Here is a 15712-nt window from a genome sequence, read left to right as displayed (position 1 = left end):
GTGCGTAGATTGCGAAGCATGACAAGCCCCACAGGCACCCTCGAAACCCGCGACATGGTCTTCCCCGCCCATGCCAACCACCACGGCACGCTGTTCGCCGGCCAGGGGCTGGAGCGCATGGCGCGCGCCGCCTTCCTGGCCGCGCGCGATGCCGCCGGCTGCGACGTGGTGATGGCCGCCGTCACCGGCGTGCAGTTCTGCGCCCCCGTGCCCGTGGGGCGGGCGCTGGCGCTGCGCGCCTGGGTCAGCCGCGTGGGGCGCAGCTCGCTCACCGTGTGCGTGCACGGCCTGGCCCAGGCACCGGGCTGCCCCGACGAGCTGGCCCTGCAGGGCGTCTTCGAGATGGTGGCCGTGAACGCCCACGGGCGGCCCACGGCCATCGCGCATACCTACCTGAACACCCCGCCACACCCCTTCCGACAGGAGACTCGATGAGCACCACCGACACCGCAGCCGCCCTCCCGCGGGCCAAGAAATCCGTCGCCCTCTCGGGCGTGGCCGCCGGCACCACCGCGCTGTGCACCGTGGGCAGGAGCGGCAACGATCTGCACTACCGCGGCTACGACATCCTGGACATCGCCGAGGTCTGCGAGTTCGAGGAGATCGCCCACCTGCTGGTGCACGGCAAGCTGCCCACGCGCGCCGAACTGCGCGCCTACAAGGCCCGGCTGCGTGCGCTGCGCGGTCTGCCCGGCAGCGTGAAGGCCGCTCTGGAGCAACTGCCCGCGGCCAGCCACCCCATGGACGTGATGCGCACCGGCGTATCCGCCCTGGGCTGCGCCCTGCCCGAGAAAGACGACCACAACCTGGCCGGCAGCCGCGACATCGCGGACCGGCTGCTGGCATCGCTGGGCAGCATGCTGCTGTACTGGTACCACTTCAGCAACTCGGGCCGGCGCATCGCGGTGGAGACACAGGACGACTCCATCGGCGGGCATTTCCTGCACCTGCTGCACGGCGACAAGCCCTCGGACGGCTGGGTGCGCGCCATGCACACGTCGCTGAACCTGTACGCCGAGCACGAGTTCAACGCCAGCACCTTCGCCGCGCGCGTGATCGCCGGCACGGGCAGCGACCTGTATTCCTGCATCGCCGGCGCCATCGGTGCGTTGCGCGGGCCCAAGCACGGCGGCGCGAACGAAGTGGCCTTCGAGATCCAGAAGCGCTACGACACGCCCGACGCGGCCGAGGCCGACATCCGCCGCCGCGTGCAAGCCAAGGAGGTGGTGATCGGCTTCGGCCACCCGGTCTACACCGTGAGCGACCCGCGCAACGGGGTCATCAAGGCCGTGGCCAAGCGCCTGTCGGATGCCGCCGGCTCGACCAAGATGTACGACATCGCCGAGCGGCTGGAGCGCGTGATGTGGCAGGAAAAGCAGATGTTCCCCAACCTGGACTGGTTCAGCGCCGTGAGCTACCACATGATGCAGGTGCCCACCGCCATGTTCACGCCGCTGTTCGTCATCGCCCGCACCAGCGGCTGGGCGGCGCACGTGATCGAGCAGCGCGCGGACAACAAGATCATCCGCCCCAGCGCCCATTACACCGGCCCCGACGACCAGAAGTTCGTGCCCATCGAGGAACGCGTTTGACAAAAACCATAGCTGGCAGCGCTTGTCTTTACTGTATCTCCAGCACTTTTCGCATGAAATCTGTTGACAGGAAAGCGCCAGCAGCTATCACAACAAGAGCACCACGATGACCACGAACACCGCCCACCGCAAACCCCTGCCCGGCACGGCGCTGCAGTTCTACGACGCGCGCGAGGCCGTCGAGCGGCTCAGCCCCGGCGCCTGGGCCACGCTGCCTTACACCGCCCGCGTGCACGCCGAGAACCTGGTGCGCCGCGCCGACCCGGCGCAGTTGCCGGACTACCTGCGCCAGCTGATCGAACGCCGGCGCGACCTGGACTTTCCCTGGTACCCCGTGCGCGTGGTGTGCCACGACATCCTGGGCCAGACCGCGCTGGTCGATCTGGCGGGCCTGCGCGACGCCATCGCCCAGCAGGGCGGCGACCCCGCCGCCGTGAACCCGGTGGTGCCGGTGCAGCTCATCGTGGACCACTCGCTGGCCGTGGAGTGCGGCGGCCATGACCCCGAGGCGTTCACCAAGAACCGCGCCATCGAGGACCGCCGCAACGAGGACCGCTTTCACTTCATCGAGTGGACGAAGAAGGCCTTCGCCAATGTGCAGGTCATCCCGGCGGGCAACGGGATCATGCACCAGATCAATCTGGAAAAAATGTCGCCCGTCGTGCACGTGCAGGACGATGGACAGGGCAAGGTCGCCTTTCCCGACACCTGCGTGGGCACCGACAGCCACACCCCCCATGTGGACGCGCTGGGCGTGATCGCCGTGGGCGTGGGCGGGCTGGAGGCCGAGGCCGTGATGCTAGGCCGCGCCAGCTGGATGCGCCTGCCCGACATCGTAGGCGTGCAACTGCGCGGCAAACGCCAGCCGGGGATTACCGCGACCGACATCGCGCTGGCGCTGACCGAGTTCCTGCGCCACCAAAAGGTGGTGGGCGCCTATGTGGAATTCTTCGGCGAGGGCGCGGACAGCCTCTCGATCGGCGACCGCGCCACCATCAGCAACATGTGCCCCGAATACGGCGCCACCGCCGCGCTGTTCTACATCGACGCGCAGACCACCGATTACCTGCGCCTGACGGACCGCGCGGAAGACCAGGTGCGGCTGGTGGAGACCTACGCCAAAGCCGCCGGTCTGTGGGCCGATTCCCTGCGCGAGGTGCGGTACGAGCGCACGCTGCACTTCGACCTGTCCAGCGTGGTGCGCAACATGGCCGGCCCCAGCAACCCGCACCGGCGCTTGCCCGCCACCGCGCTGGTGGAGCGCGGCATTGCCGATGCCAGCATGCTGGAGAGGGCCCGCGTCGAGGAAGCCAGGGGCCTGCTGCCCGACGGTGCGGTCGTCATCGCCGCCATCACCAGTTGCACCAACACCAGCAACCCGCGCAACGTGATCGCCGCCGGCCTGCTGGCGCGCAACGCCCGCCGCCTGGGCCTGCGGCGCAAGCCCTGGGTCAAGACCTCGCTCGCGCCCGGCTCCAAGGCGGTGGAGCTGTACCTGCAGGAGGCCGACCTGCTCTCTGATCTGCAGGCGCTGGGCTTTGGCATCGTGGGCTTTGCCTGCACCACCTGCAACGGCATGAGCGGCGCGCTGGACCCGCGCATCCAGCAGGAGATCCTTGACCGCAAGCTCTACGCCACCGCCGTGCTCTCGGGCAACCGCAACTTCGACGGGCGCATCCACCCCTATGCGAGCCAAGCCTTCCTGGCATCGCCGCCGCTGGTGGTGGCCTACGCGATCGCGGGCACGGTGCGCTTCGACATCGAGCGCGACGTGCTGGCAGTGGTGGAGGGCCGCGAAATCCGCTTGCACGACCTGTGGCCCAGCGACGAGGAGATCGACGCCATCGTCGCCCGCGCCGTCAAGCCCGAGCAGTTCCGCGCCGTGTACGAGCCCATGTTCGCCATCCGCAAGGACGACGGTGAAAAGGCCGCGCCGCAGTACGACTGGCGCCCGCAGTCCACCTACATCCGCCGCCCGCCCTACTGGGACGCCGAAGGCGTGGGCGCGCTGGCTGCCTACCCGCGCACCCTCCAGGGCATGCGCCCGCTGGCGCTGCTGGGCGACAACATCACCACCGATCACCTCTCGCCGTCCAACGCCATCCTGCCCGCCAGCGCGGCGGGCGAATACCTGGCCCGCATGGGCGTGCCCGAGGAGGACTTCAACTCCTACGCCACGCACCGGGGCGACCACCTCACGGCGATGCGCGCCACGTTCGCCAACCCGCAACTCGTCAACGAGATGGCGGTGGTGAACGGCCAGGTGCAAAAGGGCTCGCTCGCCCGCATCGAGCCCGAGGGCCGCGTGACGCGCATGTGGGAGGCCATCGAGACCTACCTGCACCGCCGCCAGCCGCTGGTCATCATTGCCGGGGCCGACTACGGCCAGGGGTCGAGCCGCGACTGGGCCGCCAAGGGCGTGCGGCTGGCGGGGGTGGAGGCGGTGGTGGCCGAGGGCTTCGAGCGCATCCACCGCACCAACCTCATCGGCATGGGGGTGCTGCCGCTGGAGTTCCTGCCCGGCACCAACCGCCACACGCTGCAGTTGGACGGCACCGAAACCTACGACGTGGCCGGCGCCCTCACGCCGCGCGCCACCGTCATCCTTGCCATCCGCCGCGCGCAGGGCGAGACGCAGCAGGTGCCCGTCACCTGCCGGCTCGACACTGCCGAGGAAGTCTCGGTCTACGAAGCGGGGGGCGTGCTGCAGCGCTTCGCCCAGGACTTTCTGGCCCAATCAGCTTCCAGCGCCCGTCTGATAAGCGCAACCAGCTATTAAAACAAGAGCAAACATGGCACCACAGATCAGGATCCCCGCCACCTACCTGCGCGGCGGCACCAGCAAGGGCGTGTTCTTTCGCCTGCAAGATTTGCCCGCGGCGGCGCAGCAGCCCGGCGCAGCGCGCGACGCGCTGCTACTGCGCGTGATCGGCAGCCCCGACCCCTACGGCAAACAGATCGACGGCATGGGCGGCGCCACCTCGTCCACGTCCAAGGCGGTGATCGTCTCGCCCTCCACCCGGCCCGGGCATGACGTGGACTATCTGTTCGGCCAGGTCGCCATCGACAGCCCCTTCGTGGACTGGAGCGGCAACTGCGGCAACCTGTCGGCCGCCGTGGGGCCGTTCGCCATCGCCAGCGGCCTGGTCGCGCCCGGGCGCATTCCGCACGACGGCGTGTGCACCGTGCGCATCTGGCAGGCCAACATCGGCAAGACCATCGTCGCCCACGTACCCGTCGCAGGTGGCCAGGTGCAGGAGGCGGGCGACTTTGCGCTGGACGGCGTGGCCTTCCCCGCCGCCGAGGTGTTGCTCGAATTCCTCGACCCGGCCGATGGCGGTGAAGGAGGCGAAGGCGGCGGCAGTGCCCTGTTCCCCACCGGACAGCTGGTCGATACGCTGGACGTGCCAGGCGTGGGCCGCTTGCAGGCCACGCTCATCAACGCGGGCATCCCGACCATCTTCCTGAACGCCAGGGACGTCGGCTGCACCGGCACCGAGCTGCAGGACGCGATCAATGGCGATGCCGCGGCCCTGGCCCGCTTCGAGGCCATCCGCGCCTGGGGCGCAGTCAAGATGGGCCTGATCCACGACGTGGCAGAGGCCGCCACGCGCCAGCACACGCCCAAACTCGCCTTCGTCGCGCCGCCGGCGGACTACGTCGCCTCCAGCGGCAAGGCGGTGCGCGCGGCCGACATCGACCTGCTGGTGCGCGCACTGTCCATGGGCAAGCTGCACCACGCCATGATGGGCACGGCGGCCGTGGCCATCGGCGCCGCTGCCGCCGTCCCCGGCACGCTGGTCCACCAGGCGGCCGGCGGGGGCCCGCGCACCGCCGTGCCGGGATCGGTGCGGTTCGGCCACCCCTCGGGCACGCTGCGCGTGGGGGCCGAGGCCGCGCTGGTGAACGGCCAGTGGCGCGTCACCAAGGCCCTCATGAGCCGCAGCGCCCGCACCCTGATGGAAGGCTGGGTGAGAGTGCCGCCAACCCCGTGAGCAACTTCGTCATGTCCCCCTTCTCCCCCGCTTCGCGCGGCAAGGGGGCCGCCGCCAGCGCGGCAGCGCGGCGCGGCCGGCACAGGCCCCCGCACCGCGGCCGCTAGCCCCGGCCGGGGGCGCACCCGATTTCAGCAATGCGTTCCATGCGCGCGCAGAGCACCCTCCCTGAAGGAAACAGCCATGCAGTCCACCAAGCAACAACTCAAGGCCCTGGCCGAAGCCCGGCGCGGCGTCATCGTGCCGGGCGCGTTCAACGCACTGTCGGCCAAAGTCATCGAAGATCTGGGCTACGAGGCCCTCTACATCACCGGCGCGGGCGTCACCAACATGGGGTTCGGCCTGCCCGACCAGGGCTTCATGGGACTGACCGACATCGCCAACCACACGGCCCGCATCCGCGACGCGGTGGAGCTACCGCTGATCGTGGACGCGGACACGGGCTTCGGCAACGCCCTCAACACCTACCACGCCGTGCGCACGCTGGAGCGCGCCGGCGCCGACTGCATCCAGCTCGAAGACCAGGTGAGCCCCAAGCGCTGCGGCCACTTCAGCGGCAAGGCCGTGATCGAGACCAGCGAGATGGTGAGCAAGATCCGCGCCGCTGTGGATGCGCGGCGCGACGGCCTGCTGGTCATGGCGCGCACCGACGCCGCCGCCGTGCATGGCTTCGACGCCGCCGTGGAGCGCGCGCAGGCGTACGCCGAAGCGGGCGCCGACATCCTCTTCGTCGAGGCCGTCACCACGGCCGAGCATGTGCGCGCCCTGCCCCAGCGCCTGCAAGTGCCCCAGCTCATGAACATGGTGATCGGCGGCAAGACACCCATCGTGGGCGCGGACGAACTGGGTCGCCTGGGCTACGGCTTCGTGCTGTACGCCAACGCCGCGCTGCAAGGCGCCGTGGCCGGCATGCAAAAAGTGCTGGCCCAGTTGCGCGACGCGCGCGAGGTGCGCGAAGACCCCACGCTGGTCGCCCCGTTCGCCGAGCGCCAGCGGCTGGTGGGCAAACCGTTCTGGGATGCGCTTGAAAAGAAATACGCATGAAATCAGGCGCTAGCGCTTACCTGACAAGCGCAAGCAGCTATCAAAACTACAGCAACTCCACCCCCTTGAGCGTGACGAAACTCGTCTCGCGCGTCACGCGCACGAAGTCCTGCAGGAAGGGCCTGGGCGAGAGCTGCGGCAGGCAGGCCGCGTGCAGTTCGCCGCGCAGGCCCCGCGCGCCGATGGGGCGCGCGGCCACGTAGCCCCGGTCCAGGTAGCCTTGCACCGCCCACAGTGGCAGGGCGGCCACGCCCCGGCCGCTGGCCACGAGCTGCAGCATGGCCACCGTCAGCTCGGAGGTGCGCCGGGGCGGGCGCACGCCGGCGGGCTCCAGCACCTGGCGCACGAGGTCCAGCATCTCGTCGGGTACCGGATAGGTGATGAGGGTCTGGTCCGCGAAGTCCTGGGCCTGCAGAAAGGGCTTGTCCAGCAACGGGTGGCCGTGGGCCAGCAACGCGCGGACCTCGAAGCCGAACAGGGGGTGGTAGTCCACGGCGCCCGCCTCCCCGGCGTCCAGCTCGGAGACGATGGCCAGGTCCGCCCGGCCCTGGTGCAGCAGGCCCACGGGGTCGGCGTGGAAGCCGCTCACGATGTCCAGTTCCACCTCGGGCCAGCGTGCGCGGAAGGCGTCCATGGCGGGCATCAGCCAGTCAAAACAGGTATGGCATTCCACGGCGATGCGCATTTGCCCGCCCTGCCCTTGGGACAGGCGCGCTACGTCACGCTCAGCCGTTTCCACCTGCGGCAGCACGGCATCGGCCAGTTGCAGCAGCCGCGCGCCGGTGGCGCTGAACTGCGGCGGCACGGACTTGCGCTCAAACAGCGGCGTGCCGTAGCGGTCCTCCAGCAGCTTGATTTGGTGCGACAGCGCCGATTGCGTGAGGTTGAGCAGCTGCGCCGCCCGCACCAGGCTGCCGCTATCACGCAGGGCCTGCAGCGTGCGCAGATGGCGGATCTCCAGGATGGATTGCATCATTAAAACTATTCAAGCTGAAAAGACAAAACTTTCGTTTGAATCATAAACACGCTTAGCCGACCATCGCGGTTTTCTCTTGCACAAGGACTTCCGCACCATGGCCGCTTCCCCCATCCTCACCCATACGCTGGGCTTTCCCCGCATGGGCGCGCAGCGCGAACTGAAACTGGCGCTGGAGCGCCATTGGCGCGGCGAGATCGACGCCGCCGCGCTCGAAGCCGTGGGCGCCCAACTGCGCGCACGCCACTGGCAGGCCCAGCGCGACGCGGGCCTGGCCTTCGCGACCGTGGGCGACTTCGCCTACTACGACCACATGGCCCACCACATCCAACTGCTGGGTTGCGAAAGCTCGCGGTTTGGCTTCACCCCCGGCACGCCGGAGCTGGCACGCTACTTCGCCATGGCGCGGGGCGTGCAGACGCTGTCGGGCCATGGCGACCACGCCCCCGGTAGCACCTGCGGCGCAGGCTGTGCGCACGCGCCGCATCCCGGCGAAGGCCAGCCCGCGCTGGAGATGACGAAGTGGTTCGACACCAACTACCACTACCTCGTGCCCGAACTGCACGCCGACACTGCGTTCCGCCTGGGCAGCGAGCGCCTGTTCGCCGAAGTGGCCGAAGCCCAGGCGCTGGGCCACCGCGTCAAGGCGCAGCTTGTGGGGCCGCTCACTTTCCTCTGGCTGTCCAAGGAGAAAGGCGAAGCCCCATTCGACCGGTTGGACCTGCTGGACCGCCTGCTGCCCGTGTACGCGCAGATACTCGCGCGCCTGAAGGCCGAGGGCGTGGAGTGGGTGCAGATCGACGAGCCCATCCTGGGCCTGGACCTGCCTGCCAGCTGGACGCAGGCCTTCGAGCCCGCGTACTGGCAGCTCGGCAAGGCTGGCCCACAGGTGCTGCTGGCCACCTACTTCTCGCCCCTGGAGACCCATCTGCGCCTGGCCTGCCAGTTGCCCGTGGCCGGCCTGCACGTGGACGCCGTGCGCGCCCCGCAGGAGCTGACGGGCGTGGCCGACTGGTTGCCGGCCTACAAGGTGCTGTCGGTGGGCGTGGTGGACGGTCGCAACATCTGGCGTACCGACCCCGACGCGGCCCTGGCCCTGCTGCGCCCCGTGGCCGCCAAACACACCGGACCGCTGTGGGTGGCGCCCTCGTGTTCGCTGCTGCATGTGCCCGTCAGCCTGGCGGGCGAGGATGCGCTGGACCCCGAGCTGCGCGGCTGGCTCGCCTTCGCCACCGAGAAGCTGGACGAGGTGGCCCTGATCGCCGGCCTGCTGGACGGCCGCGTGGCCGGCAACGACCCGCGCCTGGCCGCCGCGCGCGCCGCCATCGCCAGTCGCCGTGCCAGCCCGCGCGTGCACCGCCCCGCCGTGGCCGCCCGCCTGGAGGCGGCACCCGAGGGCTGCGACCGGCGCCGCTCGCCCTTCCCCACACGCCAGCAGGCGCAGCGCGCGCGCCTGCGTCTGCCGCCGCTGCCCACCACCACCATCGGATCCTTCCCGCAGACCCCGGCCATCCGCGCCGCACGTGCAGCCCACCGCCGTGGCGTACTGGGTGAGGCCGAATACCAGGCACAGATGCGCGCCGAGATCGAACACGCCGTGCGCAAGCAGGAGGAACTGGGCCTGGACGTGCTGGTGCACGGCGAGGCCGAGCGTAACGACATGGTGGAGTACTTCGGCGAGCAGCTGGACGGCTTCGCCTTCACGGCCAATGGCTGGGTGCAGAGCTACGGCTCGCGCTGCGTCAAGCCCCCCGTGCTTTACGGCGACGTGGCCCGCCCGCATGCCATGACGGTCGACTGGACCGTCTACGCCCAAAGCCTCACGGACAAACCCCTGAAAGGCATGCTCACGGGGCCGGTGACCATCCTGCAGTGGTCCTTCGTGCGCGACGACCAGCCGCGCAGCCGCACCTGCGAGCAGATTGCCTGGGCCATTCGGGACGAGGTGGTGGATCTGGAGGCCGCCGGGATCGCCATCGTGCAGATTGACGAGCCCGCCATCCGCGAAGGCCTGCCGTTGCGCCGCACAGGCTGGAAACCGTACCTGGACTGGGCCACGCGGGCCTTCCGCATCAGTGCCTGCGGCGTGCAGGACACGACGCAGATCCACACCCACATGTGCTACAGCGAGTTCAACGACATCCTGCCCGAGATCGCCGCCATGGACGCCGACGTCATCACCATCGAGACCAGCCGCTCCGACATGGAACTGCTGCGGGGCTTCGGCAGTTTCAAATACCCCAACGAGATCGGCCCCGGCGTCTACGACATCCATTCGCCACGCATACCCGGCTCGCAGGAGATGGCGCGCCTGCTGCGCAAGGCGGCCGAGGTCGTGCCCGCACGCAACCTCTGGGTCAACCCTGACTGCGGCCTCAAGACCCGCAATTGGCCCGAGACCGAGGCCGCGCTGCGCCACATGGTGCAGGCCGCGCGGGCACTGCGCTCCGCCATGGCCTCCGCTTGACGGCGGGCAACCATCAACCCTGCGCCGCGTCAGTGCATGGCCCGCATCGACCGGCATGGCGGCACAATGCGCCGCCATGCTCTATAACGCCCTCAAGCTCACCCACGTGCTGTCGATCATCGTCTGGATCGGCGGCATGGTCTTCGCCCATTTCTTCCTGCGCCCCGCCGTACAGATGCTGGAGCCGCCGCAGCGCGTGGCGCTGATGCACGGCGTGCTGCAGCGCTTCCTGGGCGCGGTCGCCATCGCCATCGTGGCCGTGCTGACGAGCGGGCTGGGCATGATCGGCGCGGTGAGCATCGGCGCGGGCGGCGCCTTCTCGATGCCGCTGGACTGGACCATCATGGCGACCCTCGGCATCGTGATGATGGGCATCTTCGCCTACATCTACTTCGCGCTGCTCAGCCGCCTGGAGCAGGCCGTCGCCGCCTCCGACTGGCCTGCAGGCGGCCTGGCGCTGGCAAGCATCCGCACCTGGGTTGGCGTGAACCTGCTCATCGGCGTAGTGATTGTGGTGCTGACGCTGCTGATGTGAGACGCGCGGCGGCACCACATCGCCGCCGGCATAAAAAAACGCGCCATGAAGGCCTAGCCGTTCCGTTAAGGTGTTGCTAAGCCCTTGATTCAAGCCCCTCTGCTTCGGCACGAGGGGCTTCGTTTCTTTGGTCGCTATAAGGGACATGCTGAATTTCAAGCCCCTTTCCCTAGGCGTCGCGCTCGTGTGTGCCGCCAGCTTCCTCACTGCCTGCAACGACGAGCCCGCTCCGGACTTCAGGGGCAGCACTCCCGTGGCATACGGCAATCGGACTGTCTCTCTGAGCGTTGAGGCTTGGCGAGACAATGGCAGCCAGCCTTGTCGTGTCCTTATCAGAGGCGCTGAAGTAACAAATTGGGTCAAACCAACCGGTATTCTGCCGCGGATGACCCTAGCCCCGGCAGTAGTGCTGGCCTGCACAGGGCGGAGCCCGTACCTTTCCTCGGTGAGCGGCGAGGGTGAAGGGGGTGTAGCCGAATGGGAAGAGTCCTCGGGGCCTGAATCGGGAGCCCCCCTCTCTGTCTACCAAGTGCGAGTGAGCTCCCTGACTGCGGACCAAGCTCACCTCGAACTACGGGTCCTACGCGGCAAGTGACTCGCTTGCGTGAGCCACGGGGCCGGAGGGCTTGAGCGACCGAGCGGCAGGCGCGCGGCGTCTTTCGGGCGGTTCGGGAGTGAAATAGATGATGTCTTCGGGCGCTATGGGTCCGCGCGCCAGCCCCAGCCGCATTGCCGGCGTTTTCCCGTCCCGGCCAACCTCGCAGTAGTTGAAGTACGTCCGGAAGATGCCGAGCACCTTCACCAGGACTTCGGGGTTGTAGGCGCTCTTCCCGAACCAGAGACGTCGGTCGGTGTTGGCGCTGGCCACCGCGCGTTCTGCCAGCGTGAGGCCTCGCCGGACCTGCATAAAGAAGCGGTCGACAGCGGTAAGGGTGGCTTTCAGGTGCAGTAGCGCCTGGTGGCTAAGCTGGAGCCGACGCTTGTCCGGTTCGGTTTCGACCGGGTCGATATCGGTCAGCCAGCAAACGGATTTCTCAGGCTCACGCATCTCCGATATGGGATGGCGGAACCAGCGGTCCCCCCACTTGCCGATGGCAACCATGCGCGCCAGTTCTTCCTCGGCAGCCAGAAGTTCTGCAGCCTCAGGGGTTACCCCGTATTTCTCCGCTAAGCGCGCCAGACGCCGCTTGGTTGCACCAACCAGCGCGCGCTTCATGTCCACTGACATATCTTTGAGCACCTTGACATAGAAAGCGTCAGCCGTCCGGTCCAGAACCCTTTTCGGCACGGCCGTCAGAATGGCCGCACGTATGCCCGACTCCTGGTCTGTGAAGAAGCGAATCTTCTTGGCACGGCAGAGCAGTCGAGTGACAAGCTGGATGTGGGCGTACATCACCACTTGCTCATGCAGCAGCATGCCCTTTACGGGGGCACGGGATGAGTTCGCGGGGCCTTCACCATCTTCTATATCGGGGCGACCTAAGGCTGCGTCGTACGTCTCTTCGATGACCGATTCCATAGGCTTTCGGGAGGTACCTCCGCGAGGCGCCGCCCTCTCAGCCGCAGCATTCCAATCAGCCGGTAGCCAGACTCTCGCGTAGCGGCGAAACGCTCTGGCAAGTGCATGGTCGCCAAAGCGAACCATGTCCTTCTCTACGTCAGCAGAGTCCAGCGCAGGGTCAAAGTTGACGTTGACCCCGAACACATAGCCCGTAGCCTGGTCGGCCGTTGCAATGGACAGCAAAAGTGTGTTCTTTCGCACCTTCTTAGAGTGCCAGTTCACCACCAGCTTTTGCCGGTCAACCGACAGATATCTTGAGCCTAGGTCGTCGCGTCCCATGAGGGTTCGCTCACGCTCGCCGGCGAACATCTGGGCCTGCTCATAGAGGAAGTCGATGCGGTCGTATAGCTGGCTGGGGGAGATATCGAGGACCTTGATGATGCGCCGCAGCGGCATGGCGTTCATCAGATGCACCAAGATATCGCGATTGGAGTGACTGCGACGTTGGCGCTTGGTTGACCGGCCGCCGAAGGAGAACGCCTTCTTGCAGCCGACACACTTGAACCGGGGAGTTCCGTGGGCGTTGGTGCCGAAGCGAGTCACATTCTCAAGGGATGGCGCCCCCTCCGATAGAGAGCAGGCCTCGTTCGGACACTGCGGGAGTACTGGTTCAAGGTACTCCGACATGCGCATAAGCTCCTCGGCAATCGCCAAGTTGCTCTGCATAGGGGTGATTTCCTCGCACAGGCGGCACTTCAGTGCCGGCTGGTCCTTACCGGTAGCGACCACGGTGTAGTCGCCTGGGCCAACGGAAGAAGCTGGAGTACCGGCCCCGCCTCGGGCAACCGCAAGCTTGGGCGGTACGCCGAAGTTACCGCACTTGGGGTTCTTGCAGTGATTGACTTGAATACCCGCCGCGGCCGGCGGAAATCTAGGCGGCCACTTAGTCGGCTTTACTGAAGTTGGATGAGATTTTTCCTTGGACAAAGAAACGCCCTAGTCGTTGACTAGGGCGGAATTTTGAGCCATTACAGCTTTCTTAGCAACACTTTAACAGAACGGCTAGCCATGAAGGCGCGTTTTTTGTTTGGCGGAAACGGAGGGATTCGAACCCTCGATGAGGCTCTACACCCCATACTCCCTTAGCAGGGGAGCACCTTCGGCCACTCGGTCACGTTTCCAATCCCGCTATTGTAGCCTCATTTCAAGGCCATTCCGGCGAAACTTCAGGCGGCAGCCTGGTCCAGCTCGAACGCCTTGTGCAGCGTACGCACGGCCAGTTCCACGTACTTCTCGTCGATCACCACGGAGGTCTTGATTTCCGACGTGGAGATCATCTTGATGTTGATGCCCTCTTCGCTCAGCGCGCGGAACATATTGCTGGCCACGCCCACATGGCTGCGCATGCCGATGCCAACGATGCTGACCTTCGCGATCTTGGCATCGCCCACGATTTCCTCGGCGCCCAGTTGGGGCAGCACCTTGTCTTTCAACAGATCGATGGTGCGTTGGTAGTCATTCCGATTCACCGTGAAGCTGAAGTCGGTCTTCCCTTCCTTGCCCATGTTCTGGATGATGACATCCACATCGATGTTGGCGTCGGCCACCGCGCCCAGGATCTGGTAGGCGATACCGGGGGTGTCGGGCACGCCGATCACGGAGATCTTGGCTTCGTCGCGGGTGAAAGCGATGCCGGATACGACGGCTTTTTCCATTTGTTCGTCTTCCTCAAAGGTGATCAGGGTGCCGGACTTGGCTTCCTCGTTGATGTCGATGTCCCAGGACGTGAAGCTGGAGAGCACGCGCAGCGGCACCTTGTACTTGCCGGCAAATTCCACCGACCGGATCTGCAGCACCTTGCTGCCCAGGCTGGCCATCTCCAGCATTTCCTCGAAGCTCAGCGTCGTCAGGCGCCGCGCCTCGGGCACCACGCGCGGGTCGGTGGTGTACACGCCATCCACGTCGGTGTAGATCAGGCATTCGTGCGCCTTCATCGCGGCGGCGATGGCGACGGCCGAGGTGTCGGAGCCGCCGCGGCCCAGCGTGGTGATGTTGCCGCCCTCGTCGATGCCCTGGAAGCCCGTGACGATGACGACCTTGCCCGCGTCCAGGTCGGCGCGCACGCGCTTGTCGTCGATGGACTCGATGCGCGCCTTGGTGTAGCTGCTGTCGGTGCGCACGGGCACCTGCCAGCCGGCGTAGCTCACCGACTCCATGCCTTCGGCCTGCAGCGCGATGGCCAGCAGGGCCGACGAGGCCTGCTCACCCGTGGCGGCCAGCATGTCGAGTTCGCGGTGGTAGGCGGAGGTAATGCGCGAGGGCGTGAGCTCCTTGGCCAGGCCCAGCAGGCGGTTGGTCTCGCCACTCATGGCGCTGGGTACCACCACCATCTGGTGGCCGGCCCGCGCCCACTTGGCCACGCGCTTGGCGACATTGCGGATGCGCTCGGTGGAGCCCATCGAGGTGCCGCCGTATTTATGAACGATCAGTGCCATGGAATTTCTGGAATGGCAGGGACGCAGATGCGCGGCGCTATTGCAAAAGCTGTTCTGGCGCGCCGCCGTCCCGTGCGGAAATGGGGACCAAAACCTGTTGATTGTACCAACCGATCACCTCCGCCTCGCGGACCACATAGCCCCCGCCCACCTTCAGGTGAATGCGGTGCCCGCGCGTGGCACATGCGGCCAACTGGTCCAGCAATTCGTTCAGCTGTGCGGCCGTAGGCGTGGTGGCGTGGTGCACACGCAGCCAGTGGCGCAGCACGTTCGCCTGGCGCGCCCTTCCCAATGCACGCAGCGCCGCAATGCGGGGCGGCTGGCCGATGGCCGCTGCATCGGCGGCGGCCAGTTCCTGCAGCAGTTCGCTGGCCTGCGCCGCGTGTTCGCAACTGCGTGCAAAGGTGTCACGAAACTGCGGGAACGCCTGCTGCAGCGCCGGCAGCAACTGGTGGCGGATGCGGTTGCGCGTGAAGCGCTCGTCGGCGTTGGTCGGGTCTTCCACCCAGCGTTCGCCACGCGCGACCAGCCAGGCGCGCACGTCGGCGCCTGCCACGCGCAGCAGCGGCCTGCACCAGTCCATGCCCGCGCGCTGCCACTGCGCCGGCATGGCGGCAAGCCCGGCTACGCCCGCGCCCCGCGATAGGGCGAGCAGCAATGTCTCGACCTGGTCATCCGCATGCTGCGCCAACGCTATTGTTTTTATAGCTACTAGCGATTGACAGTCAAGCGACAACGCCTCAAAAGCCTTGTAACGCGCCTGGCGCGCCGCGTCTTCAGGGCTTTGTCCGGCGGCGTGGCGCGCATCCACGCGGCGCACCCACAGCGGTATGCCCAGCCGCTCACACAAGGCCACGCAATGCTGCTCAAACCCGTCGGCCGCCGCCTGCAGCCCATGGTGCACGTGGAAAGCCACCACCTGCCCCGGCCAGCGCGCTGCGCAGGCCAACAGCAGTGCCGTCGAATCTGCGCCGCCGCTGAGGGCCACGGCCAGGGGCAGACGGGGCCGGAAGGCCGCGACTGCGGCGTCGAACGACTGGGTCAAGCGTCCCTCCTGCGGCGGCAGTGCGGGCGCGGTGGCGTATGGGCAGGCATGGCGGCCGATTA

11 protein-coding genes and 1 tRNA gene are annotated in these 15712 nt (G+C 67.2%); 7 read left to right on the top strand and 5 right to left on the bottom strand.

The features are described 5' to 3' along the window. The first annotated feature begins 18 nt into the window (after positions 1-18). From MRB47_RS08735 to MRB47_RS08715, 5 genes are all read left to right on the top strand, one after another. Complete coding sequence (locus MRB47_RS08735) at positions 19-435, top strand: acyl-CoA thioesterase (protein WP_252102461.1); 417 nt, start codon at positions 19-21, stop codon at positions 433-435. Beyond that, complete coding sequence (gene prpC / locus MRB47_RS08730) at positions 432-1592, top strand: 2-methylcitrate synthase (RefSeq protein ID WP_252102460.1); 1161 nt, start codon at positions 432-434, stop codon at positions 1590-1592. Before MRB47_RS08735 ends, prpC begins: the two co-directional genes overlap by 4 nt. A gap of 106 nt (positions 1593-1698) precedes the next feature. After that, positions 1699-4371: a Fe/S-dependent 2-methylisocitrate dehydratase AcnD gene (gene acnD / locus MRB47_RS08725; protein ID WP_252102459.1), complete on the top strand. Its 2673-nt coding sequence runs from the start codon at positions 1699-1701 to the stop codon at positions 4369-4371. Positions 4372-4384: 13 nt separating this feature from the next. Next, on the top strand, positions 4385-5587 hold the full coding sequence (gene prpF / locus MRB47_RS08720) for a 2-methylaconitate cis-trans isomerase PrpF (RefSeq protein ID WP_252102458.1): 1203 nt from the start codon (positions 4385-4387) through the stop codon (positions 5585-5587). Between the two features lie 183 nt (positions 5588-5770). After that, positions 5771-6631 (top strand): oxaloacetate decarboxylase, encoded by an 861-nt coding sequence (locus tag MRB47_RS08715; RefSeq protein ID WP_252102457.1) that lies wholly within the window; start codon positions 5771-5773, stop codon positions 6629-6631. 46 nt (positions 6632-6677) lie between these two features. On the opposite strand, the gene MRB47_RS08710 is transcribed toward MRB47_RS08715, so the two are convergent. Beyond that, entirely contained in the window at positions 6678-7607 is a 930-nt protein-coding gene (locus MRB47_RS08710) for a LysR family transcriptional regulator (protein WP_252102456.1), read from the bottom strand. Between the two features lie 97 nt (positions 7608-7704). Here MRB47_RS08710 and metE point away from each other — a divergent pair, with 97 nt between their 5' ends. Both metE and MRB47_RS08700 read left to right on the top strand, forming a co-directional pair. Next, positions 7705-10074 carry a 5-methyltetrahydropteroyltriglutamate--homocysteine S-methyltransferase gene (gene metE, locus MRB47_RS08705; protein WP_252102455.1) on the top strand — a complete coding sequence of 790 codons (2370 nt, stop codon included), beginning with the start codon at positions 7705-7707 and terminating at the stop codon, positions 10072-10074. A gap of 76 nt (positions 10075-10150) precedes the next feature. Beyond that, positions 10151-10609 (top strand): CopD family protein, encoded by a 459-nt coding sequence (locus MRB47_RS08700; protein ID WP_187148577.1) that lies wholly within the window; start codon positions 10151-10153, stop codon positions 10607-10609. Positions 10610-11189: 580 nt separating this feature from the next. Here MRB47_RS08700 and MRB47_RS08695 read toward each other — a convergent pair. The 4 genes from MRB47_RS08695 to tilS form a co-directional block, all read right to left on the bottom strand. Then, positions 11190-13097, bottom strand: coding sequence for a hypothetical protein (locus MRB47_RS08695; protein WP_252100595.1), 1908 nt, complete (start codon positions 13095-13097; stop codon positions 11190-11192). A 101-nt stretch (positions 13098-13198) separates the two neighbouring features. Continuing rightward, positions 13199-13291, bottom strand: a tRNA-Ser gene (locus tag MRB47_RS08690). A 45-nt stretch (positions 13292-13336) separates the two neighbouring features. Continuing rightward, positions 13337-14605 carry an aspartate kinase gene (locus tag MRB47_RS08685; RefSeq protein WP_252102454.1) on the bottom strand — a complete coding sequence of 423 codons (1269 nt, stop codon included), beginning with the start codon at positions 14603-14605 and terminating at the stop codon, positions 13337-13339. 37 nt (positions 14606-14642) lie between these two features. Further along, positions 14643-15650, bottom strand: a complete 1008-nt coding sequence (gene tilS, locus MRB47_RS08680; protein WP_252102453.1) for a tRNA lysidine(34) synthetase TilS — start codon at positions 15648-15650, stop codon at positions 14643-14645. Positions 15651-15712 lie beyond the last annotated feature (62 nt).

The sequence above is a fragment of the Diaphorobacter sp. LI3 genome (assembly GCF_022807955.1).
Lineage (GTDB): Bacteria > Pseudomonadota > Gammaproteobacteria > Burkholderiales > Burkholderiaceae_C > Diaphorobacter > Diaphorobacter nitroreducens.
Note: the sequence above shows the minus strand (reverse complement) of the source record. Positions and strands in the feature narration are given on the sequence as shown.

What these genes read in the sequence shown, in the direction of transcription:
- prpC (WP_252102460.1), top strand. Translation starts at nt 432, where the DNA reads ATGAGCACCACCGACACCGCAGCCGCCCTCCCGCGGGCCAAGAAATCC.
- MRB47_RS08715 (WP_252102457.1), top strand. Translation starts at nt 5,771, where the DNA reads ATGCAGTCCACCAAGCAACAACTCAAGGCCCTGGCCGAAGCCCGGCGC.
- MRB47_RS08700 (WP_187148577.1), top strand. Translation starts at nt 10,151, where the DNA reads ATGCTCTATAACGCCCTCAAGCTCACCCACGTGCTGTCGATCATCGTC.
- MRB47_RS08735 (WP_252102461.1), top strand. Translation starts at nt 19, where the DNA reads ATGACAAGCCCCACAGGCACCCTCGAAACCCGCGACATGGTCTTCCCC.
- metE (WP_252102455.1), top strand. Translation starts at nt 7,705, where the DNA reads ATGGCCGCTTCCCCCATCCTCACCCATACGCTGGGCTTTCCCCGCATG.
- prpF (WP_252102458.1), top strand. Translation starts at nt 4,385, where the DNA reads ATGGCACCACAGATCAGGATCCCCGCCACCTACCTGCGCGGCGGCACC.
- MRB47_RS08685 (WP_252102454.1), bottom strand. Translation starts at nt 14,605, where the DNA reads ATGGCACTGATCGTTCATAAATACGGCGGCACCTCGATGGGCTCCACC.
- acnD (WP_252102459.1), top strand. Translation starts at nt 1,699, where the DNA reads ATGACCACGAACACCGCCCACCGCAAACCCCTGCCCGGCACGGCGCTG.
- MRB47_RS08710 (WP_252102456.1), bottom strand. Translation starts at nt 7,607, where the DNA reads ATGATGCAATCCATCCTGGAGATCCGCCATCTGCGCACGCTGCAGGCC.